This window comes from Paenibacillus solanacearum, from assembly GCF_910593845.1.
GTDB classification, from domain to species: Bacteria; Bacillota; Bacilli; order Paenibacillales; family NBRC-103111; genus Paenibacillus_G; species Paenibacillus_G solanacearum.
Genome location: NZ_CAJVAS010000037.1, coordinates 39,252 through 60,442, shown reverse-complemented (window position 1 = coordinate 60,442; position 21,191 = coordinate 39,252). Strand labels below are relative to the sequence as shown.

The 21,191-nt window shown below is 51.2% G+C and carries 21 protein-coding genes, 1 pseudogene and 1 riboswitch; of the genes and pseudogenes, 16 read left to right on the top strand and 6 right to left on the bottom strand.

All coding sequences use genetic code 11. From position 1 onward, the window contains the following. Positions 1–114 precede the first annotated feature (114 nt). The 4 genes and pseudogenes from KXG62_RS26635 (at position 115) to KXG62_RS26620 (ending at position 3,727) form a co-directional block, all read left to right on the top strand. The gene (locus KXG62_RS26635; RefSeq protein WP_218095074.1) at positions 115–411 is read left to right on the top strand and encodes a spore coat protein; all 297 of its coding nucleotides are present in this window, start codon (positions 115–117) and stop codon (positions 409–411) included. Between the two features lie 576 nt (positions 412–987). After that, positions 988–2,256: pseudogene (locus KXG62_RS26630) on the top strand (IS110 family RNA-guided transposase). Between the two features lie 281 nt (positions 2,257–2,537). Continuing rightward, complete coding sequence (locus KXG62_RS26625; RefSeq protein WP_218095073.1) at positions 2,538–3,038, top strand: NUDIX domain-containing protein; 501 nt, start codon at positions 2,538–2,540, stop codon at positions 3,036–3,038. A gap of 122 nt (positions 3,039–3,160) precedes the next feature. Further along, positions 3,161–3,727: an HD domain-containing protein gene (locus KXG62_RS26620; RefSeq protein ID WP_218095072.1), complete on the top strand. Its 567-nt coding sequence runs from the start codon at positions 3,161–3,163 to the stop codon at positions 3,725–3,727. Positions 3,728–3,906: 179 nt separating this feature from the next. On the opposite strand, the gene KXG62_RS26615 is transcribed toward KXG62_RS26620, so the two are convergent. After that, positions 3,907–4,332: a YkvA family protein gene (locus KXG62_RS26615; protein WP_218095071.1), complete on the bottom strand. Its 426-nt coding sequence runs from the start codon at positions 4,330–4,332 to the stop codon at positions 3,907–3,909. 111 nt (positions 4,333–4,443) lie between these two features. Between KXG62_RS26615 and KXG62_RS26610 the strand changes: the two genes are divergently transcribed. Genes KXG62_RS26610 through KXG62_RS26595 form a run of 4 tightly spaced genes read left to right on the top strand, consistent with a single transcriptional unit; the run spans position 4,444 to position 6,323 of the window. Continuing rightward, positions 4,444–5,034, top strand: a complete 591-nt coding sequence (locus KXG62_RS26610; protein WP_218095070.1) for a Chromate resistance protein ChrB — start codon at positions 4,444–4,446, stop codon at positions 5,032–5,034. Positions 5,035–5,060: 26 nt separating this feature from the next. Continuing rightward, positions 5,061–5,222, top strand: a complete 162-nt coding sequence (locus KXG62_RS26605) for a hypothetical protein (RefSeq protein ID WP_218095069.1) — start codon at positions 5,061–5,063, stop codon at positions 5,220–5,222. A gap of 32 nt (positions 5,223–5,254) precedes the next feature. Then, positions 5,255–5,776 (top strand): GrpB family protein, encoded by a 522-nt coding sequence (locus tag KXG62_RS26600; RefSeq protein WP_343223523.1) that lies wholly within the window; start codon positions 5,255–5,257, stop codon positions 5,774–5,776. A gap of 19 nt (positions 5,777–5,795) precedes the next feature. After that, positions 5,796–6,323, top strand: coding sequence for a cysteine hydrolase family protein (locus KXG62_RS26595; RefSeq protein WP_218095067.1), 528 nt, complete (start codon positions 5,796–5,798; stop codon positions 6,321–6,323). A gap of 149 nt (positions 6,324–6,472) precedes the next feature. On the opposite strand, the gene KXG62_RS26590 is transcribed toward KXG62_RS26595, so the two are convergent. Together KXG62_RS26590 and KXG62_RS26585 are read right to left on the bottom strand one after the other, a co-directional pair. Next, complete coding sequence (locus KXG62_RS26590) at positions 6,473–6,835, bottom strand: hypothetical protein (RefSeq protein ID WP_218095066.1); 363 nt, start codon at positions 6,833–6,835, stop codon at positions 6,473–6,475. Between the two features lie 259 nt (positions 6,836–7,094). Further along, on the bottom strand, positions 7,095–7,631 hold the full coding sequence (locus KXG62_RS26585; RefSeq protein WP_218095065.1) for a hypothetical protein: 537 nt from the start codon (positions 7,629–7,631) through the stop codon (positions 7,095–7,097). An 89-nt stretch (positions 7,632–7,720) separates the two neighbouring features. After that, positions 7,721–7,801, bottom strand: a riboswitch (ZMP/ZTP riboswitch). Positions 7,802–7,884: 83 nt separating this feature from the next. Here KXG62_RS26585 and KXG62_RS26580 point away from each other — a divergent pair. The 3 genes from KXG62_RS26580 to KXG62_RS26570 all read left to right on the top strand — a co-directional run bounded on the left by KXG62_RS26580 (position 7,885) and on the right by KXG62_RS26570 (position 10,471). Beyond that, positions 7,885–9,024: a hypothetical protein gene (locus tag KXG62_RS26580; RefSeq protein ID WP_218095064.1), complete on the top strand. Its 1,140-nt coding sequence runs from the start codon at positions 7,885–7,887 to the stop codon at positions 9,022–9,024. Positions 9,025–9,090: 66 nt separating this feature from the next. Beyond that, positions 9,091–9,456: a VOC family protein gene (locus tag KXG62_RS26575; protein WP_218095063.1), complete on the top strand. Its 366-nt coding sequence runs from the start codon at positions 9,091–9,093 to the stop codon at positions 9,454–9,456. 19 nt (positions 9,457–9,475) lie between these two features. Then, positions 9,476–10,471, top strand: coding sequence for a S41 family peptidase (locus KXG62_RS26570; RefSeq protein WP_218095062.1), 996 nt, complete (start codon positions 9,476–9,478; stop codon positions 10,469–10,471). 90 nt (positions 10,472–10,561) lie between these two features. Here the strand turns inward: KXG62_RS26570 and KXG62_RS26565 are convergent, their stop codons facing one another. The 3 genes from KXG62_RS26565 to KXG62_RS26555 all read right to left on the bottom strand — a co-directional run bounded on the left by KXG62_RS26565 (position 10,562) and on the right by KXG62_RS26555 (position 13,586). Continuing rightward, a complete protein-coding gene (locus tag KXG62_RS26565) occupies positions 10,562–11,293 on the bottom strand; it encodes an OmpL47-type beta-barrel domain-containing protein (protein WP_218095061.1) in 732 nt (243 codons plus the stop codon). Between the two features lie 338 nt (positions 11,294–11,631). Beyond that, the gene (locus KXG62_RS26560; RefSeq protein ID WP_218095060.1) at positions 11,632–12,909 is read right to left on the bottom strand and encodes a sensor histidine kinase; all 1,278 of its coding nucleotides are present in this window, start codon (positions 12,907–12,909) and stop codon (positions 11,632–11,634) included. Continuing rightward, the gene (locus tag KXG62_RS26555; RefSeq protein ID WP_218095059.1) at positions 12,909–13,586 is read right to left on the bottom strand and encodes a response regulator transcription factor; all 678 of its coding nucleotides are present in this window, start codon (positions 13,584–13,586) and stop codon (positions 12,909–12,911) included. The genes KXG62_RS26560 and KXG62_RS26555 overlap by 1 nt, the downstream gene beginning before the upstream one ends. A 207-nt stretch (positions 13,587–13,793) precedes the next feature. Between KXG62_RS26555 and KXG62_RS26550 the strand changes: the two genes are divergently transcribed. The 5 genes from KXG62_RS26550 to KXG62_RS26530 all read left to right on the top strand — a co-directional run bounded on the left by KXG62_RS26550 (position 13,794) and on the right by KXG62_RS26530 (position 21,017). Further along, a complete protein-coding gene (locus tag KXG62_RS26550) occupies positions 13,794–14,534 on the top strand; it encodes a polyphosphate polymerase domain-containing protein (protein WP_218095058.1) in 741 nt (246 codons plus the stop codon). Continuing rightward, entirely contained in the window at positions 14,531–15,211 is a 681-nt protein-coding gene (locus KXG62_RS26545; RefSeq protein WP_218095057.1) for a DUF4956 domain-containing protein, read from the top strand. The genes KXG62_RS26550 and KXG62_RS26545 overlap by 4 nt, the downstream gene beginning before the upstream one ends. Positions 15,212–15,229: 18 nt before the next feature. Then, positions 15,230–17,233 (top strand): carbohydrate-binding domain-containing protein, encoded by a 2,004-nt coding sequence (locus tag KXG62_RS26540; protein ID WP_218095056.1) that lies wholly within the window; start codon positions 15,230–15,232, stop codon positions 17,231–17,233. A 453-nt stretch (positions 17,234–17,686) separates the two neighbouring features. After that, entirely contained in the window at positions 17,687–19,489 is a 1,803-nt protein-coding gene (locus tag KXG62_RS26535) for a histidine kinase (protein ID WP_218095055.1), read from the top strand. Then, positions 19,476–21,017: a response regulator gene (locus KXG62_RS26530; protein WP_246627656.1), complete on the top strand. Its 1,542-nt coding sequence runs from the start codon at positions 19,476–19,478 to the stop codon at positions 21,015–21,017. Before KXG62_RS26535 ends, KXG62_RS26530 begins: the two co-directional genes overlap by 14 nt. Positions 21,018–21,191 lie beyond the last annotated feature (174 nt).

Sequence of the window (21,191 nt, the reverse complement as noted above, 5' to 3'; positions counted from 1 at the left end):
GATTTGTAGTTTACTGGTATCCCTGCAAGTCTAGGATAAATAAAAATGAGCTCAAAGCACAATGATTTCATGTCGTTTTGTGCCTTGAGCGAAGCGAAAGGAATGGGTATAAACATGAACACAATATTAGAACACATGACAGGGCTTCATACGCTGACCGACGACGTGATCGCAATGGATTTTTTGATGAACGCCAAGAGCGGAGTCAGAAACTACGCCATGGCCGTAACCGAATGTGCCACCCCCGAAATCAAGCAAATTTTGATGAAACAGCTCGACGAAGCGATAGACTCCCATGAAAAGATAACAAACTACATGATGCAGCGGGGCCTATACCATCCCTACCATATTCCAGAGCAAATTCAGCTCGATCTGAAAAATATTCAGACCGCTATGAACATTCCGTCCTAACCCCGTAGTTCGTCCCGACAAACGCGCAAAACCACCATGGTTCAGGCGCGTTTTTGATTTTAGCCGAAGACTTTAGAGAATAAAATGTTCCCCGTGTCAAGAATCCAACAATATAATAAGGGCAGATACGCTCCGCACTTATTTTGGCTTCGTCACAAACACACTTGAACAATTGTCATCGCCACGCACTCTGTGGATCTCTGCTCTCACCTCTAACCTTCTCTATAGGTATTCTTTTGTTGCCAATCTTTGCAGATAACGTCTGATTTGTGATTTTAAAATACTCAATCCCCGCGGCATTCTGTAGAATTAATTGAACTATTCTCCCGTTAGCCCCCATGCCCTGTCGGGCGCCACAGAGGATGAAAATTTTGGTGCGACGTTTTATACTATTGTTACGGCTGGTGAGGAAGGTCGTTACGCTATGGTGTCATGAACCCATCCGTTAGTCTGACTACGACGACCACGGTGCACCACGGAATGTCGCTCCTTTTCAGGAAGCACGCGGGGTAGAGTAACCCTTACTGGTTGTTGCGCCAGTCCTCTCAATTCAACTGCCGTAGAAAGGTGAGTTTTATGGATGTCCTGATCGAGCGAGCTTGCGGTCTGGATGTTCACAAGAAGTCTATTACCGCTTGCATCGTAACCCCCGAAGGAAAGGAGATTAAGACGTTTCGTACCACACGGTTTTCCTGCTTGATTTGATCGACTGGATCAAGCAACACCGCTGCACTCACGTGGCCATGGAAAGTACCGGCATGTTCTGGAAACCGATCGTGAATTTGCTTGAAGCTGAAGAGATTCAGTTCCTCGTCGTTAACGCCCAGCACATCAAAGCCGTTCCCGGGAGGAAAACGGACGTAAAAGATGCAGAATGGATTTGTAATCTGCTCCGCCAGGGTCTGCTGAAACCCAGTTACATCCCAGACCGGAACCAAAGAGAACTGCGCGAATTAGTTCGTTACCGTCGCAGCCTGATTCAGGAACGGTCCCGCGAACACAACCGGGTCCAAAAAGTGCTGGAAGGAGCCAACATTAAACTAGCTGCCGTTGTCTCCGACATTATGGGGGTGAGCAGCCGCGATATGATGGATGCCATGATCGAGGGCGAAGAAGATCCGGAGAAGCTAGCTGCCTTCGCAAGGCGAACGCTGAAGAAAAAGAAAGAAGAGCTAGAGCTCGCCTTGCGTGGAAATATGAGCGCACACCAGCGGATCATGCTCCGAACCATGCTGAAACACATCGATTTTCTGAATGAACAAATTGTTGAACTGGATATAGAGGTAGCCAAACGGCTCGACCCTTTTCAGCAGGACATTGAGCGGCTAGATACGATCCCGGGAATCGCTCGCCGTACGGCTGAACAAATCTTGGCCGAGGTTGGGACCGATGTTGGTTCGCGGTTCCCTTCCCCCGCCCATCTCAGTTCATGGGTTGGTCTAGTTCCAGGGCAGAATGAAAGTGCCGGCAAACGAAAATCCTCGAAAACTCGCAAAGGAAATAAATACCTCCGATCGGCACTCATTGAAGTCGCCCACTCCGTCTGCAGATCCGACAATTATCTCGGAGCTCAGTACCGACGCATCGCAGCCCGAAAAGGCAGACACCGAGCGGCCGTGGCTGTCGCCCATTCCATCATGACCATTGTTTACCATCTCCTTACGTGCGGCGAGGATTACAAAGATTTAGGGAGCCACTACTTTGAAGAGCGACAAAAAGAAGCCATCAATGAAGCAAGCCGTTCGAAGGCTCGAGAATCTTGGTTTTCAAGTAGCTCTCACCAACTCAACGGCGTTTCGGGGTAGCGTAACGCCGCATCAGCCAAATACCATTCTTCAAGCATAATTGTTTCGCATGATCATTAATTAAGCAGACTTGTGTCTCACAAAAACGCCACAAGTCTGCTAAGTTAACATTAAAGATATTCTGTTTTCGATCTTTTATTTAAGCTATTTTATGTCGCTGCTGGGCTTTCGCCCCGATATGGAAGATGAATGGTTTCCTCATACAGCGGAGCATGCCATTCATCTCAACATTCGAATGATTCCATCTGAATTCAATCATTTTATTGCTAAGTCAGAGCTGGTATGATCATCTCATCCAAAAAAATCCAAAGGATGAGGTCCATGAGCGGCAGTTGGCATGATTCGTATGTAGGAAAGCTTCGCAAGACGATCGGCACGCAAAAGATCATCGTAAACGCCGTAAGAGCGATCCTGCTTGATGATGAGGGGCGTGCGTTGTTTATCCGGCGCAGAGGCGATGGCGGGTGGGGCATGCCGGCAGGGGCGATGGAGCTGGATGAGTCGGTGTTCGACGCTATGAAGCGGGAGGTTAAGGAAGAAACAGGGCTTGACGTCGTTCAGGCAACGTTACTAGCCATTTATTCGTCCTCCGAAACACAATCATACACGGATCGTTGGGGAAACCGGCACCATATTATTGAATATTTGTTCCGGGTCGATGAGTGGACAGGTACGCTGGAACAGGAGACGGAGGAAAGCATCGACGCGCAATTTTTCCCGCTGGACCGGCTGCCGGAAGCTTCCAGCGCGCTTTTCGCCAAACATCACCAGCGGGTTTTTCGAGATTATGAGCGGTTCGACAGCACCTTGATTCTGGAGTAGCCTCCAAGTCCGACGTCCTCCGCAGGCTGTATTTTAACGGATCGAAACGTTACAATACCTGTATCCGGCAAAGTGACAGCGATCATGGAGCCGGTGAGTAACCTGCGAGGTGGCCGCTCGGTATGGAGTATCATCATCTGCTATTGTTCATCAAGGAATTGGAACGACTCAAAAACAACACAAGAACCGCGTGGACCAGCACAGGCAGGCAAGAAAGCATTGCGGAGCATTCCTGGCGGCTGGCGATGTTCTGCATGGCGCTTGAACCGCATGTTCAGGATATCGATATGAGCCGGGTGCTACGCATGTCGCTGATCCATGATCTTGGCGAAGCTTATGAAGGGGACGTATCGGCTACGATCGCCGAAGATCCGGCGTTAAAGCTGCATAAGGAAGAGGACGCGCTGCGCAGGCTGATCGCCCCGCTGCCCGAAAGCTTGCAGCAGACCGTCATGGATTTGTGGCGGGAGTATACCGAAGGGAACACGAGAGAAGCGAAGCTGGTTAAAGCGCTCGATAAAATCGAAACGATCGTGCAGCACAATCAAGGCGACAATCCGCCTGATTTCGATTACTCGTTCAACCTCGGGTACGGAAAGCCGCTTGCTGCATTTGATCCCGTCCTTCAAGCGATCAGGGACATCGTTGACGGGGAAACGGTAGTTCATATGAATCGAAATCGAACGTAATACGGTTTCCCAGCGGACGATCGCGGAGAAGCCGGGTTATTCCACGCAAAGACCGCACTCAGGCTCGCGCCTGATTCGCGGTCTTTGTGTATGGTGACAGCTCTGCGGCGAAGCTGGCGACCGAAAGCGCTTTGTTTGTATTCAGCTATGAGTTCCTGATAGTTCTCTTTAGAAGGGCTTCAAAAAAACAGTTTATACAAGTACAACGATGCCGCCAGCGCCAAACCGAGCCATACCGCGATAATGATGGCCCCTGTTAGCCAATTTTTCGGCTTCCCCAATTTCCTTCGTTCCTCCGCCATGGCGCGGTACTCCTCCAGTACTTCCGTTGGAATCAAACGCAGTGTAATGTATACCCCCAGAGGGACAAGGATCAGATCGTCCAAGTACCCAAAGACCGGGATAAAATCGGGGATGAGATCGACCGGGCTGAACGCGTAGGCCACTACGCAAACGGCAAACAGTTTTGCAAACCAAGACACTCTCGGATCACGGTAAGCCAAATAAATCGTCATCAGACTTTGCTTTAGCTTTTTGGCGAGTGCTTTGAGTTTCTGTAGCAACGATTCCGGTTTCTTGCCTTCCGCCTTCACGTTTACGTTCATATATGATTTACCTTTCGATTCGGTAGTGGTATTTTTAAATTAGCATCTTTACATTGTGTATGCAACAGATGTTTCGTTTTTTTTCTTGCGGAAGGTCAGGAGGAGAACTCATTGCACGCAGACGTGAAATGGATCATTTTATCGTACAAAGTACCGGCGGAGCCTTCAACGCTTCGGGTGCGCATCTGGCGAACGCTCAAGGCGCTAGGCGTCGTCTATATTCAGCAATCGGTCTGCGTGGCGCCGCAAACGCAGGAGGTAGCGAAAAAAATCGAGGCGCTGCAAAAGATGATCACGGCCAATTCCGGTGAGGCGCTGCTGCTTGAGGTTGAACGCTTTGCGGATGGCACGGAGAAGGAGCTGAGGAAGCTATTCAACAAGCAGCGGGTAGCAGAGCTGGAAGAATTTTTAGGCGGCTGCCGGCTGTTTTTGCAAGAAATCGAATCGGAAACTTCGAAGGGAAATTTCAGTTATCATGAAGTGGAGGAGAACGAAGCAGATCTGGCCAAGTTAAAACGATGGCACAAAAAAATCGCAAAGCGGGATTTTTTCGGCTGCCCGCTCCTTGGCGAGTCCAAACGGCAGCTTGAGCAATGCGAATTGACGTTTGACGCGTTTATGCATCAAGTGTACGCCACGGAAGGCTCGGCCGAAGGCAAGATCCATTTGGACGGAATCATTGCATCGCGAAATGACGAATAGTGAATGGCGGTGTAGAGATGGTTATTTTGACACGATCTTCAAAGGTGGCACTTCGCCGCACGACGCCGGATGATTTGGAGTTCGTCCTGTGCCTCGAATCGAATGAAGAAAATAAGCCATATATTATCCCGTGGGAAAAAGAACGGCACGAGAACGCGATCAAGCATGAAGATATGGAGCATGTGTAAACCGCTTTGTCGGATCATTTGACGGAGGTGCTGTGTTGGAAAGAAATGTGGTGATTGTGCCGTATCGTTCGGATTGGTCAGCACAATATGAGAAGGCATCGGAAGAGGTAAAAGAAGTATTCGGGTCTGCGATTCTGGGCATGGAACATATCGGCAGTACATCCGTTAAAGGTTTGTCGGCGAAACCGATTATTGATTTTATGGTTGGTGTACATGATCTTAGTGTGGTCAACCCATTCATTGAACCGTTACGCGATATTCGGTTTGAGCATGTATTTCACCCGGAATTGCCGAATCGAAGATTTTTTAGAAGAGGGGAGCGGGGTGCCGGTACGCATCACTTGCACATCTATACATTCGGAAGCGACGAATGGAACCAGAACCTCTTGTTCAGAAATTATTTAAGAGCCAATTCCGATGCATTAAAGCGGTATGAGCAGTTGAAGAAGCAGCTTGCCGACCAATATCCTCAAGACCGGGCGGCGTATACGAAAGCAAAACATCCTTTTATTACCGAAATCATAGAAATGGCAAAAACGAGCATATCATTTTGATAAAGATGGAGCGATGACAATGAAAGCTGAAACGGCCCTGCTCGTTATTGACATGCAGAACGGGATGTTTATGGAAGCCGATCCGGTATACGATAGCCAAGGTTTGCTGGAACGCATCGGCGGGCTGATTGACAAAGCCCGGGCGTCCGGGACGCCTGTGATTTATGTGCAGCATAACGAAGGGGAAGGCGAGCCGCTGGAAACGAATAGCGAAGGCTGGGGCATCCACCCGATGGTTGCTCCTGCGGACGGAGACATCATCATTCAGAAGCACACCCCGGACTCTTTTCATGAAACAAATCTTCATGCGGAATTGGCGAAGCTCGGAATTGCAAGAGTGGTTGCGGTGGGCGTGCAGACCGATCTATGCATCAATGCGACGTGCAGCCGGGCAAGCAGGCTCGGCTACCAGGTGACGGTAGTCCAAGACGGTCATAGCACCTGGAGCCAAGGCAATCAAACCGCAGCCGACATCATCGCGAGCTATAACGATCGGTTTCGGTCTTTCGCGGATATGGCCGCGGCATCCAATATGACCTTTTCATAGTGCACGGATCAAGCTCTCCAGGCGGGGAGCTTTTTCTATTTCGATCACCCACTTGTGGGCATCCCATCATCCTTTTTATGGGAAGACTCTGTTAAAATGGAAGTTAATAGGACCCGATTCTGGGAACACTTAATAGTCGAGGAACCGTCTTATATAAGACGGTTCTCCAAGGATTCGATTGCTAGTTTAAGTGCAGTTAAGCGATGCTCATTTAATGTTTTTTGAGAACTACCTTCTTTTGCTTTTGCTATCTGTTTTTCGACAGATGGGACGACACCCTGTAGAACTTCTTTAGTAGTCAATATGATTTCTTCGTCATAGGAAAAATCTTCCCCATTCCAAGTACCCTTGAGGCTCTCTAAACCAATTTTTACAGCGTTTTGTCTCTTTTTAACGAGGGCTGTGTTTGAACCTTTTTCTGTCATGCTTTTATAAGCATTTGAAATTTTATTAAAAGTCGACTCCAAGGATTTAATGGACAAATCTTGGATTTCTTGACTAACAGTCTTCATTAATACGAACCTCACATTCTTTATTTAGTAATCCGACAGTTAAGAAATTTCTATTCGGCAATATAGTCCGTTTTGCTAGTTTACAAGGCCGGTATCGATGGTATAAAGTAACGATATGGATAATAATACCAATATTTTGCAAGACAGGTGAATCCAACAGGAGGTCATTAATTGGGGATTAAATCGGTTATTCATCATCAAGTGCCTGTATCGCATTTGGAAAAAGCCGCACACTGGTATGTAAACGTAACCCGATAAGTCATTCCGGTAACGGAGAACGTAAAGATTTCATTTCTTCTAATATCTCATCGGGAAACGGTTCATTCATCAGAATGTGGATCATGCTTTGATTGGCGACGGCTTTCTTGAGATACGAAAGCAGCAGCTCCGCTTTTTCTTTCCTGTTCATTAGCGCATATGCGGCATACCAGGCTTCTGGGCTGCCGACGTGAATGCCGTTCCACCGGGACACGGCAGCCGCCGGGATGCGGCAAAGGCCTTTGCTGCTATAGATGGAAAATCGACCCGTAATTTCCACTTGGGGATCCTTGTCATGAATGAGCAGCTTATACTCGGATGCAAACGGATAATCGCCGCTTATAATTTCTGTGACTTCGAAATGCTGCAAAGCTTCCAGAACGCGATGTTTAGGCGCATCGGTCATAAGGTCCCAATCGCGAACGACGTCGGTCAAACCGAGGCTATGAAGCAAGCCGCTTCCGCCCAATGCGTAATCAATGCGATTTTGTTCCAATTTTTCGACAACAACCGCCGCATGTTTAAGATCCGGCACCATGGTTAATACCCTCCCAAGCGTTGAAGAGATAGAAACGCCAGTTATCTGCTTCCGCAAAATAAATAAAAGTACCCGGTCTTCATGACCGAATACTTTGCCCAGGCGTACGGCTTATGATCCCATGTGCTTCCTCGTGGTACTCCACGTTTACGCCAGTCGCACACTTCAAATGGTTCTATTAATCTACCAGAAGTTTCGGAACATTTCAATTCTTATTTAGGAATGGATACGTACAAGTTGAGGGGGAAACGATATGAGCAGCTTGCGAGAAGGACGGATGGGCGAATCTTTGGTTAACGGCAATACAGTCAATACGGGAGGCAGCGGCGATCATGCCCGTGCAGCAGGTGCGGCTGGGAAAAAGATTTTGGAACGTCAGCGCTTCAATTGGAACGATTGCTACAATTCGTTTGCGCTCGCATTGTACGGCGCTATGAAATACGGGAACCCATCGATCACACTGCCGCAGGCATTGGTCTATACGGGACAGGCGTTCGTCATCAACACGGATACGAACGTGATGCCGATGGATGTATTCGGGGACGGCAGCCTGCTCCGCGCCGCGCTGCACAATCTCGGGTTCGACATGGAGATGTTTGCGGCGAACATGTACGGCCGCGACTGGAACGAAACCGCTGTCGAGCAGGCGCTGGACATGATCCGCAAAAGCATCGATCGCGGGATCGCCGTTGTCGGATTTAACCTCGACAATTATGAGCATGGGCTGATTTATGGATACGACGACGAGCGAAACATGTTGAACGTTCACGACATTAACGCGCGAAGCGGCGGGGAGCTCGCTTACGAAGCTTTTGGACGGCGTTCCCGAAACGGCACGCCGATCGATCCGGAGCTGTTTGTGCTTGTTTTGAAAGCGCGGGATGCGTTCCCGCAGCTGAACGTTTCACGCTACAACGACAAGGACGATACGAGTTATCGGAAAACGCTGCATACGGCGCTCTCCCTGGCCATTCGACATATAGAGGACGATGGTGAGAAACGTAACGGGCGCAGGAACGGGATCGCTGCCATCGACGCATGGATCCAGGCTTTTGAGGCGGGAACGGCGCACCGGTTTTTCACCAGCTACAATTTGTTATGGGTTACGTCATCGCGACAGCACCTGATTCCGTTCTTCACCCAATCGGCCATCACGCACTGCATGGCCATTCAAGACCGCGCGCTGCAGCAAATGATGCTGAAGGCGGCGGACGTTTATTTGTCCAGCTACGGGGCTTGGCTCGGATTGCGCGATTTGTTTCCGTTCCCGAAAGGCGCGGACACGACGGACCCGCATTTGAGGTCCGAAGCCGTCAGGCTGCTTCGGGAGGCGCGTGAGGCCGAAACGGCCGGTTTGGCTGTACTGCACGATATGGTTAGACACTTGTCCTAGTCGAGAAAACGTATGCTAAAAAGTTTCATTTGATTATTATGAAAATCATGCGATGAGGTGGAACCTATGACGGAGCAATTGAAAGAGAAGCTGGTCGAGCGGATTGACGCGGTATTTTTGCCGGTGCGCGAATTGGGGAAAGCGGTCGATTGGTATACGGATATTTTCGGGCTTGAGGTGTGCTGGCGGAACAACAGATTTGCCGGGCTGGCCGTAGGCAAAAATGTCGGTTTTCATCTTGTCGAGGTCAAGGATTACATCGCGAATCAAAACTACTGCCCTTTTAACTTCGCGGTGAAAGACCTGGACTCGGTACGGGCAAAGCTGAAAGAACGCGGGGTCAAGATGACCGGCTATCGCGAGGGCGACCCGCGGCGGTTTGATTTTTTTGACCTAGACGGCAATATATTGACGATCATCGAGATCGGGTAGGGCGGCGAAGAGGTACGAGATGGACTATATTCTCAAGGCGGATACTATCCAAGCGCTGTCCAACCTGCTCCTGGAACATTACGTTTTTCCCGAAACCGCTGAAAAAATGAGCGAGGAGATTATTCGCAGAATGAATGACTGCGAATACGAGGGCGTCGAAGACCTTTCCTCGTTCGCGAAACTCGTAACTTCGCAGCTGCAAGCCATATCGCAAGACCGGCATTTACAAATACGGCATCAAGAGCAAGAACGTCAAGCCGAAACAACCGAAAAGGAGCAAAAGGTGCAACAAGACTGTTACTTGGCCATGCTGAAGGCTGACAACTACGGATTCGCTAAAATCGAACGGTTGGCGGGAAATATCGGGCTGCTGGAGTTTCGAGTTTTTGCGCCGCCCGAACATGCCGGGGAAACGGCGTCCAGCGCGATGACGTTTTTGGCAAATACGAACGGCATGATCATTGATTTACGTCAAAATTTTGGAGGCTCTGCGCACATGGTCGCATTCCTTGCGAGCTATTTGCTGGAGCCGCCGCCGGTTCATCTGAACGATTTGTATTGGAGAAACAAGGATGAAATTCAGCAGTATTGGAGCTTGCCGTATGTTCCCGGGAGAAGATACGGCGGGAGCAAGCCGCTTTATATATTAACGAGCCGCAAAACCTTTTCCGCCGCGGAGGAGTTTGCTTATAATTTGCAAGCGATAGGCCGCGCCGTTATTGTCGGGGAACGGACCGGAGGCGGGGCCCATCCGGGGAAAACGTACCGAATCAATAGAGCGTTCGACGTATTCATCCCTAACGGCCGCGCCATAAATCCGGTAACAGGGGGCAATTGGGAGGGCGCTGGCGTTCGTCCCGATATTGAAGTTCCCCAAGAACGAGCGTTTCATACGGCGTACACCATGCTTCTTGAAAGCGAATGGAAACGACTTGCGGATCAACCGCCGGCAGCGTATAAAAGATTACTGGACGAGATCAAACAAGAGCTGAAGAAGAACGATATCTTCGCTTGAAGTCTTTCCTAGTGCAGAAGAATAGCCGTTCCCCGTTCAGGCGAGGACGGCTATTTTGTGTCGGTTGCGCGACTTCATTGTCGCCTTGTATTATTTAAGCTCCAGCACTCGGATTTGTTCCACATTCCCGCTATTGTCCACGCTCCTGTAGCTGATTTTTAACGGCAGTCTATCCTTTGTGACGTAGAACGGACCGTTATAAGCGGACCACGTGGATCCGTAATTATCGATTCTGGTTTCCGTATGCTTGACTCCGGAGAGATCGTCAGCTGCGTTGATCGTGATCAGGAAGGCTTCTGTTCCACCATTGATTGTAGCGGGAGTCGCGTGAATGGTCGATGTAGGGGCCAGCAGATCAGCCCAACCAGTAATGTATACGGTTGTTTTAATAATATACTTGTTATCTAAGCTAATCCTAACAAATTCGATTTGATTCGTATCCCGATAGCTGTCATGCAGCTGGCCATCGGGCGTAATAACGGCGGCGGAAGATTCGAGATCCCTCATCCACAGCCAGTTTAAGCCTGTCGTCATATATCCGAAAGTCGTCGTGTAGGTGGTAGGGGTTCCATCAAGGTTTCTGATCCGGAATTTGTTTCCTGTTACGCTGATCATGTCGGTATTATACGCAAATTCAATTCGATCCGTATAAACGACATTTTTATAAGCGAAGCCTCTGTCATCATATAGGTCATACCACCATTCATCCACGGTAAATTTCGCAAAAGCGGTTGGTGAGTACGGAACGGCGCTTGCCGGGACGGCGAACAATGACGATAAAACTCCAAAAACGACGACGAGCATCATCCATTTTCGTTTCAAAAATCATTCCTCCTTAGATATGATTGGAATTACTTACCAATCGTAATATGGCAGATGGGAGTGAATTAATAAGCGTCTGTCCTATTTTCAAAGATTATTATCTAGGGCGACATATCTAGTTCATGGTATGAGAAGTCAGGGCAACAGGCGGAGCAACGTTATAAGATGTTTTGAGCTGTTTGTGGAAAACAAATAGAATGCGGGCACAAGACAACGATAAAGTGCCGAAATCTCGTAATAATCGAAGGACTAAACATATAGCATAAAAAACGGGTTGGCAGGAATGTATCCTGCACAACCCGTTTTACATTTCGTTGGAGCCGCCTCGTGTGACCTGATTACCGCTCGTTCAATTGCACATAGAAGGTCGTCCGTTCGTTCTGCACGCTCTTCGCGTAAATTTTGCCGCGGTGCTGCTGAACGATCGACTTGGCGATGGCGAGTCCCAGACCGTAGCCGCCGCTTTGCCGGGAACGAGAGGCGTCGACGCGGTAAAAGCGGTCGAAAATTTTATCCAGATCGCCCTCCGGTATGCCCGGCCCTGTGTTGCTCACCGTCAGCTGCACATGATGTTGGTGCTTATGCAGCGTAAGTTGGATCGAACCTTTCGCGTTCGAGTATTTGATCGCATTGTCCAGCAAAATCATGGCGACCTGCTTCATCTGCTCGCTGCTGCCGGTCACGGTAAGATTGGGCTCGATGTCGTAATCGAATTCGAGATCTTTCTCGAAGATGACCGCTTCCATCGTAAGAATAACGTTCTCTACTGCTTCGCTCATATCGAACGGAACGTGGATCATCCGCGATCTGGCGTCCTCCATCTCGGTGAGGTACAGCAGGTCTTGCGTGAGCACCTTCATGCGCTCTGTCTCCGACTTGATGTGATGCAGCCACTTCGACTGTTCGTTGATCGTATCCGTACCGTTGGCCAGCAGAACGTCGGCGTTGGTGTTAATGACGGCCAGCGGCGTCTTCAGCTCATGCGAGGCGTCGGCAATAAACCGCTTCTGCTTGTCGAACGCCTCCTTGACCGGCGCGATGGAACGATCGGCGAAGTAGCGGCTGGTCAAGTAAATGATGCCCAGCATGACAAGCGCAACGGCGGAGAACGTATAGATCAGGTTCGTTAATATTCGCTCCTGAGGGGTAACGTCCATGTAGACGATCGCATAGCCTTCTGGAATCGGCATTGCGCTGTACACCCAGCGCGTCCCGTCGAGCGTGAACTGGTTGAACGGTCCGGGATTGGAAGTTGCTTTTTGGGCGACGGCCGCGTAGAAGTCGTTCGTCATTTCAAAACGGGAGTTTTTCTCGAGAATGGTTCCCTTCGCGTCGGTAAGCAGCGAGAAGGAGACGGAGCGCGGGCGGGTCGGGGCCATCATGTCGCCGCCTATTTTACCCGGCATCCCGTCCTTTTTCCCGCCGGGGCCGCCCGGCTTGCCCATCGCGCCGCCGGGCCTGGCGAAGAAATCCGTTTCATGCTGCAGATCGATCATGATGTCCTTGCGCACATTCTGGTACGTGATCGTATAGATGACGGCGAAGGCGCCCAGCATGATGACCGAAATGATGACCATGTTCATCAGGAGAAGCCGATTGCGCAGTTTATGGAACATTACGAAGTCGCCTCCAATACATAGCCGACGCCGCGGATCGTATTGATGCGGACCGAGGATTGCAGGAAGGCGAGTTTTTTCCTCAGAAACGAAATATATACTTCCACATTATTATGCTCCGCATCGGAGTCGAACCCCCACAGCTTCTCGATCATTTGCTCCTTCGAGGTCACCGCTTGCTTCCTCGTCATCAACAGCTCCAGCAGCTCGCATTCTTTCAATATCAATTTCAGTTCCTTGCCCTTGCACGTAAGCTTGAGCGTGGATGTGTTCAGCTCGAGATCCTCGAACTGCAGTCCGTCCTCGGGCACGACCTCGCCCTTGCGCCGCAGCGCCGCGCGGATGCGCGCCAGCAGCTCTTCGGTCGAGAACGGCTTGGCGACATAGTCGTCCGCTCCGTAATCGAGCCCGGCAATTTTGTCGGGAATATCGCCTTTGGCCGTCAGCATAATGACAGGTGTATGGATGCCCTGCGAACGAATCGTTTTTACAATAGAAAGTCCGTCCATGCCAGGGAGCATAATATCGAGCAGTAACAGATCATAGATGCCGCTCAGCGCGTTGTCCAGACCGGCCTGCCCGTCATGAACGGCGTCTACGGAGTAATGCTGCTTCTTCAATATTTGCGACAGCGCCTCCGCCAAGTTCACCTCGTCCTCTACGATCAGAATTCTCATCTTGTACAGCCCCTTTATATCGAATGTCTTTATTATGGCGCGTGAACCTTTAATCAACCTTAAGGCCGCAAGCCGATCCGCTTCTATCATAGCATCCCGTCCATGCCGGCAAAAAATTTTTGCGCCATTTTTTTATTTAAGATTCGTTAAAGGTTCGCTCCCTAAGATACGAGATATGAAAGGCAATGACGAAAGGGGCGCTGACAGATGGCGATCGAAGTGTTCAACCGGTATGAAAACAAATACTTAATGAATGCCGAAGCATTTTACCGCATGTATAACTGCCTGACGGAATATATGGAGCTCGACGCGTTCAACAAGGACGACAAATTTTATTCCATCAGCAATTTGTATTACGATACCGCGCAGCATACGCTGGTGCGGAACAGCCTGGCGAAGCCGAAGTACAGGGAGAAGCTGCGAATCCGGGCTTACGGCGTACCGGCTGCGGATGCCAAAGTGTATCTGGAGCTGAAAAAGAAGGTGTTCGGGCTGGTCAACAAGCGGCGGACGGCGCTGAAGCTTCATGAAGCGTACGCGTTCGTTCGCACCGGCCAAGCGCCGGAGTACCGGAGCGGGATGAACCGGCAGGTGATTCAGGAGATCGAGTATTTCATGTCCCGGTACGAGCTGCGGCCGATGGTGTATCTGGCGTATGACCGGTTTGCGATGTTTTGCAAAGGCAATCGCGACTTGCGGATTACGTTCGATACGAATATCCGGTCGCGGCGGTACGATCTCAAGCTGGAGTCCGGCGATTACGGCGAACCGCTTCTGGAGCACGGCCAATGGCTGATGGAGGTCAAGGCGGAGAAGACGATCCCGGTATGGCTGGCCAAGCTGCTGGCGGAGCATCGGATGTATCGGACCAGTTTCTCGAAGTACGGCAATGAATATAAAAAATCGATTCGCTGCGCGAATCAGGAACGGGAGCGTGTCTTGCTATGATCGAATCTATTTTTACATCCAATACTGCCGTCGCCGAACTAAGCTTTGCCCAGGCGCTATTGACCTTTGCGGTCGCCATCGTCCTCGGAGGCGTCATTTGCTGGACGTATATGAAGACGCAGCCGGCGCATTCCCCGAGCTTTACGCTGACGATGATGATCTTGCCGACGATCGTGGCCATCATCATTCTGCTGATCGGCAGCAATATCGCCCGCGCTTTCAGTCTTGCCGGTGCGTTCTCGATTATCCGGTTCCGAAGCGCCCCCGGCGATGCCAAGGATATATCATACGTCCTGTTCTCGATGGCGGCCGGACTTGCGTGCGGCGTCGGCGCTTACGGCTACGCGGTGCTGTTCACGGTGCTGCTGTGCGTATTGATGCTGGTGCTCAAAGCTTTCCAATTCGGAACGAGCAAAGAAACGGCAAGAATGCTGAAGGTGACGATCCCGGAAAACCTCGGTTATGAAGAGGCGTTCGACGAAATTTTCAAAAGGTTCAACATCGATTATGAGCTGAAAAAAGTGCGCACAACCGAGCTCGGCAGCTTGTACGAACTCGTATACGCCATTAAGCTGGGCCCGAATACGAACCAGAAAGAGCTGCTTGACGCCGTCCGTACGCGAAACGGCAATCTCGATATTACATTGACGATGAATCCGGCCGCGCTGGAAAACTGATGAAAAGAGGGATACACGATGAGAAGTCGATCGAATAACACCAAATGGATGACGGTTGTCTTAATGAGCGCTTTACTGGCTGCGGGCTGCAGCGCCAAATCGGCGGAGACGGCACTGGCGGGAGCGGATGCTTCCGCCGCCGCGACCGCGGCAGCGACTGGAGGCGCAGGTTCAGGCTCTGCTGCGGAGGTGCAACTGGCCGGTCTGAGCGCGGCCGAGAAGGCTGGGTTCAAGGAGAAGGACGCGCTGACGGCTTGGAGCAAGGATAGCTCCACCATGATCGCCCTAAGCGGCTCCGGCGCTAGCGTCGAAGGCGCGGGAGCCCAGGCGGACGGCGGCGTCGTGACGATTACGGCGGCAGGCACCTACGTCGCCGCCGGCACGCTGACCGGCGGGCAGATCGTCGTCGATGCGCCGAAGGACGCCGACGTGCATCTTGTGCTGAACGGGGCGGAGATCACGAACCCGGGCGGCCCGGCCATCTACGTGAAGCAGGCAGACAAGACGATCGTCACGCTGCAGGACGGCACAGACAACGCCGTATCCGACGGGACGGCTTATAAGGACACGTCCGAAGACGCTGCGGTTGCGGCGATGTTCAGCAAGGGCGATTTGACGATCAACGGCTCCGGCAAGCTGACTGTTCAGGGACAAACGAACGACGGCATCGTCAGCAAGGACGATCTGAAAATTATGGGCGGCACGATCGCCGTGCAGGCTGCCGACGACGGCATGATCGGACGCGACCTGTTCGCCGTGAAGGACGGCTCCATCACGATTCAGGCAGGCGGTGACGGCGTCAAGACGACGAACGATACCGACGCGGAGAAAGGGTATGTCGCCATACAGGGAGGGACGTTCGACATTACGTCCGCTAGCGACGGCGTGCAATCGGCTTCCACCATTCTGATCGGCGGCGGCACGTTCCATATCGTATCTGGCGGCGGCAGCGCGGCATCCACCAAGACGCATCAAGAGCAGGATCCGCGCGGCTTCGGCGGCCAGCCGCAGGCGCAGCAGGCGACGGAAACGGAGGAGTCGGCCAGCGGCAAAGCGTTGAAAGCGGCGGCGGGCATTGCGATTGCCGACGGCACGTTCCGGATCGACGCGGCGGATGACGCGGTGCACAGCAACGCGCAAATCTCCATTGCAGGCGGAGAGTACGTCTTGGCGTCCGGCGATGATGCGATTCACGCGGACAAGACGGTATCGATCTCGGGCGGAACCATCGATATTACGAAGAGCTACGAAGGCATCGAAGGGCTGGACATCGCGGTCTCGGGCGGTACGATTCGCCTCGTCGCCAAAGACGATGGCGTCAATGTCAGCAGCGAGAGCGGGAGCGCAAGCCCGGCCCCCGGCGGCAGGGGCGGCATGGCCAGCGCAGCAAACGGCAAGCTGACGATCAGCGGCGGGTATATGTATGTCGATGCCGAGGGCGACGGTCTCGACTCCAACGGCTCGATCGTTATGTCCGGCGGTACCGTCATCGTGAACGGCCCGACCAATAACGGCAACGGCGCGCTGGACTACGACGGCACCTTCGAGCAGTCCGGCGGTACGCTCATTGCAGCAGGCAGCTCGGGCATGGCTCAAGCGCCTTCGGATACCTCCTCGCAGCGTGCCGTCCACATGATGTTCCCGAGCGCGCTTCAGGCCGGAACGCTGGTGACGCTGACGGACAGTGCGGGCAAGACGATCGCGGCATTCGCGCCGGCCAAGTCGTTCAGCAGCATCGTAATCTCCTCGCCGGAGCTGAAAGCGGGCACGGAGTACGCCATCTTCACCGGCGGCAAGTCGGACGGCACCGCTACGGGCGGCCTGTACGAAGGCGGCGCGACCAGCGGCGGCACCAAAATCGTCGCCTTCACGCTCGGCGACAAGGTGACCTATGTGAACGAATCGGGCGTCACCACCGCCCGTTCGTTCGGCGGCCCGGGAGGTGGTCCCGGGGGCGGCGGCGGTCGCGGCCGCGGTTCGGAAGGCGGCCCCGGCGGGGGCCGGCCCGCCGGAATGAATTAATGCCCGGGAAGCCGATGCGTTCCTCGTATTCAAGCTCGGCAGCCCCATGTCCGCAGTAGGCGTAGGGGAAGCCCGTTGCTGCCAACCGCTTGTTCATGTTTGTGCACAGGGGCAAGCGAACGGATCGTTCAAACCTTCCTTCCATTAGGCTGAATGGACCAAAACCCTTGGGGTACACTCTCAGAGCAATTCGGAGCTGCATTGCTCAAATAGTTTTTTTATCGTCTTGATGGTGAATATGAATGAGTTCGGGCGCTGCATTCCTAAGAGTACCTTGTGCCGACCATTCGGCAATTACTAAATCCGAACCGAGGGGGGCGAAATTACATCTGACAGCATTGACCGAGATCTTTCCAGTCGGAAAGGTTTCGGCCTTTTTTTATTTTGCGCCGAAATATGCTAAAGTGAAATCATTCTAACGCATATGTGTAGTAAAAGAGGTGGCGGCAAGGATTGAAGGCATTTCAGCGAATATGGCAATCCTATTTCGGCTTTATTAGTTTACGAACCAAACTGATTACAGCGTTTATTCTATTTATTCTTGTGCCGATTACCGGTGTAGGCATCTACGTCTACCAGAGCTTTGAGCAGGAGATGACTTCACAAATCTCTAAAATGACGTCCGATCGGCTGCAGCAGGTCAACCGGAACATCGAACGCCGCTTGAATGAACTTTCCAACATCTCCCGATCGATTGTTCTGGATGAACGGCTGAGGGAAATACTCGCTTCGCCGCCAACAACGGACAAAGCAAAGCTGGGGTTTTCCCACTTTATAGATAAGAAATATACGGAGGTTACAACCTCGATCGCATCGGACTCCGTCTACTTAACCCTGATAGATAATACGGGTAGTTTATATACCAATTGGAGCAGCTTTGTCACGACGAAGGACGAGATTCGGAATGCGCCTTGGTATGCCAAAACAATCGATAAGAATGGCTTCATGGTCTGGACGCTGCAGCAGGATAACTTTGTCTCCCCGTCAAGCGCCAAGTTAATGACGTTATCCATGCTTGTCAAGGCTGATAATCTCGTTGACAATCTCGGTATTCTCGCGATCAGTGAGCCGGTTACTCCCTATTTGGACATAATGAATCCCGATGCGGCGTATTCGTCGAGTCTAGGGTTTATTGTCGATCGGGAGGGGGCCCTATTAAGCGATGACCCGGTCCAATCGGAGAACGTATATAAATCCATTCAGCCGCTTCTTGACAGCCGAGGAGATACGTTTCAGACACGTATTGGCGATACCGTGTATATCATAGGGAGTTACGTAGTTCCGGTTACGGGCTGGCGTGTCGTACAGGTTGTTCCTTACCGGGATATGTTAAAAACGGTTCTTCATAACCGGAATGTCGCGATTGTGATTCTCATTGTCTGCCTAACGCTATTCGCAGGCTTGATCATCGGCCTGACCTCCATGGTGATCAAACCGCTAAGCGAGCTTAGAAGGGTAATGAAGAAGGTTGAAGGCGGAGAACTCGACGTAGTCTATAAGGTTAAAACGCGTGATGAAATCGGATTTTTAGGACAAAGCTTCAACAGCATGCTGTCCGATTTACGAAGCAGGATTCAGAATGAAATTATTTTGGAGAAAAATAAGGAACAAGCGAAATTGGAGGCGCTGCAGGCGCAAATTACTCCGCATTTTCTATACAATACGATGAATACTATTAAATGGATGTCCGTCATGTCCGGGAACAAACAGATTACGGAGATGTTGATGGCGCTGGGTCACTTGCTGAATATGAGCATTCACCGGGGACAAGAGGTCATCCCGCTGCGCGATGAGATGGAAAATGTGCAGTATTTCCTTACGATTCAAAAATACAGATTCGGCGATACGATTCAAGTTCATTACGACATTGACGAAAGCTGCCTAGATGCACTCGTGCCCAAATTATCGCTGCAGCCGCTCGTGGAAAACGTGTATCAGCACGGGCTGTTTATGGAGAAGAGCGGAGAAATGTACATCCGTGCTTATCGGAAGGATGAACTGCTTCAACTGATCGTTGAGGATACCGGCAGCGGGCTGACCGATGAGCGGCTGGAGGAGCTGCAAGCGCAGTTAGCGCAAGAACAATTCGGTCCCAGCATTGGCCTTGCCAATGTGAATAAACGAATCAAGCTGATGTATGAGGGGCCGTATGGACTGCAGATCGAAAAGGACTCGAAAGCGCAGCTGACCCGTGTCACGATTACGCTGCCATATCGCGAAAGGGGAGGCCATGAAGGTGAAGATGGTCGTAATTGATGACGAAGTTTTTGTGCGCAAAGGCGTCATCTCCAGCGTGGATTGGGAAAGCCACGAGATTGAAATTGCCGGCGAAGCGGCGGATGGCCGAAGGGGCCTGGAGCTGATTCGTACCGTACAGCCGGAGCTGGTCTTGACAGATATTCGGATGCCTCATATGGACGGCTTGCAAATGATGAAAGAAGTGCGGGAACAATTTCCGCATATTCGGTTTGTCATCCTGAGCGTACTAGAGGATTTCCCGACCGTTCGCGAAGCGCTGAAGCTGGGTGCCGTAGACTATATGAACAAATTTCGCATGGATCCCGACGAGCTGCTCCAATCGGTGCTCAAAATCAAAGCGGCGCTTGAACCGAAAAATTCCGCCATGACGGCCGAAAAAGCCGATGTAGAATCGCCATGGAAGGTGATGCGGGAAGATTGGCTTGATTGGCTGCAGGGGACGCCGAATGAAGTGTATGATGGAGCCATAAAATCCGGGAGCAGGCATGTCGTCGCTGTGCTGGAAAGAAACCAAAGCCATGCGGGGACAAGCGTCAAGTTCAACGAGCTGCACGTGCAGCTGAAGACGTTCCTAGAACAGGACGAAGCTGTTGCTTGTATGTTTATATACGAAGGCTCCTCCGGATGGACGCTGTTATTCCGCATGCCGAATGATGCTACTCCCGATTCTGAAATTCGCTCCCGGATGACCGCCATACGGCATGCATGCGGCGACACCTTTAGCTGCGGCGTCAGCCGCACCTTTCATCGGGCGTCGGAACGGATGGTAGCGTACCGAGAGGCGCAAGCTGCCCTTCGACTCGTATTTTACCGGGGCTATGGCGTGTATGCATATGATTCGGATCCATCCGCATATTCCGACCGGCACTCGCAGTTTATGGAAATGGGAGATTTCAAAAAGTATTTGCTTCATTTGGAAGGGCATGACGACGAAGCGTCCGAGAAAGCGTTTCAGACGCTTTTTCCTGCAACCGTAGTGGAGGATGTAACTGTCACCGAAGTTGTTGATGCGGTTCATGCGTGGGTATCGTCAGTCATTCTACTCCTTAAGGATTGGGGAGGACAAGTTCCGGCCGGCATGCTGTCGGAATCCATGTTTGAGCAAGTCCACTCCCGCGGAACCTACCTTGAGCTTCGCGCATGGTGCTATCAACTGCATCAGCTCGCTAGGGAAATGTTGGTTGCGTTCAAAAAAAACGCTCATCACCGGCACGAAATACAGCGAGCCATCGATTATATCAAAATGCATTATGCCGAACAGATTCGGATTCAGGACGTAGCGCATGTTGTCAATCTGAGCGAGAACTATTTCAGCAATCTGTTTACAAAGGAAGTTGGCAAAACATTTTCCCAATATCTTCAGGAAATTCGCGTTGAGAAGGCAAAGGAGCTGCTCCGCGGCAGAAAAATGGATTGGTTTGAAGTAGGGGAACGTGTCGGTATTGACAATCCAAAGTACTTCTCAAAAATTTTTAAAAAGTACACTGGCTGCACACCTATTCAGTACACGGCCTCCGGCAAATAACTTCATCCATGGAACATATAAAAATCACTTGACCTGCTAAGAAGGGATCAATGTGATTTTTTGTTTTTCGTAGAATCGTGTCTTGTACTCAAAGATATGTATCCGATTTCAACTGAAATGAATTGAAAACGGTTTACTTTCATACTTTCGTATCCTTTTTTCAAATGATTGTTG

Excerpts from the sequence above, each read along its gene's own strand:
- KXG62_RS26625 (WP_218095073.1), top strand. The coding sequence starts at position 2,538 with ATGAGCGGCAGTTGGCATGATTCGTATGTAGGAAAGCTTCGCAAGACG.
- KXG62_RS26545 (WP_218095057.1), top strand. The coding sequence starts at position 14,531 with ATGATCGAATCTATTTTTACATCCAATACTGCCGTCGCCGAACTAAGC.
- KXG62_RS26615 (WP_218095071.1), bottom strand. The coding sequence starts at position 4,332 with ATGAACGTAAACGTGAAGGCGGAAGGCAAGAAACCGGAATCGTTGCTA.
- KXG62_RS26590 (WP_218095066.1), bottom strand. The coding sequence starts at position 6,835 with ATGAAGACTGTTAGTCAAGAAATCCAAGATTTGTCCATTAAATCCTTG.
- KXG62_RS26575 (WP_218095063.1), top strand. The coding sequence starts at position 9,091 with ATGACGGAGCAATTGAAAGAGAAGCTGGTCGAGCGGATTGACGCGGTA.
- KXG62_RS26550 (WP_218095058.1), top strand. The coding sequence starts at position 13,794 with ATGGCGATCGAAGTGTTCAACCGGTATGAAAACAAATACTTAATGAAT.
- KXG62_RS26555 (WP_218095059.1), bottom strand. The coding sequence starts at position 13,586 with ATGAGAATTCTGATCGTAGAGGACGAGGTGAACTTGGCGGAGGCGCTG.
- KXG62_RS26560 (WP_218095060.1), bottom strand. The coding sequence starts at position 12,909 with ATGTTCCATAAACTGCGCAATCGGCTTCTCCTGATGAACATGGTCATC.
- KXG62_RS26585 (WP_218095065.1), bottom strand. The coding sequence starts at position 7,631 with ATGGTGCCGGATCTTAAACATGCGGCGGTTGTTGTCGAAAAATTGGAA.
- KXG62_RS26595 (WP_218095067.1), top strand. The coding sequence starts at position 5,796 with ATGAAAGCTGAAACGGCCCTGCTCGTTATTGACATGCAGAACGGGATG.
- KXG62_RS26570 (WP_218095062.1), top strand. The coding sequence starts at position 9,476 with ATGGACTATATTCTCAAGGCGGATACTATCCAAGCGCTGTCCAACCTG.
- KXG62_RS26580 (WP_218095064.1), top strand. The coding sequence starts at position 7,885 with ATGAGCAGCTTGCGAGAAGGACGGATGGGCGAATCTTTGGTTAACGGC.
- KXG62_RS26530 (WP_246627656.1), top strand. The coding sequence starts at position 19,476 with ATGGTCGTAATTGATGACGAAGTTTTTGTGCGCAAAGGCGTCATCTCC.
- KXG62_RS26635 (WP_218095074.1), top strand. The coding sequence starts at position 115 with ATGAACACAATATTAGAACACATGACAGGGCTTCATACGCTGACCGAC.
- KXG62_RS26540 (WP_218095056.1), top strand. The coding sequence starts at position 15,230 with ATGAGAAGTCGATCGAATAACACCAAATGGATGACGGTTGTCTTAATG.
- KXG62_RS26620 (WP_218095072.1), top strand. The coding sequence starts at position 3,161 with ATGGAGTATCATCATCTGCTATTGTTCATCAAGGAATTGGAACGACTC.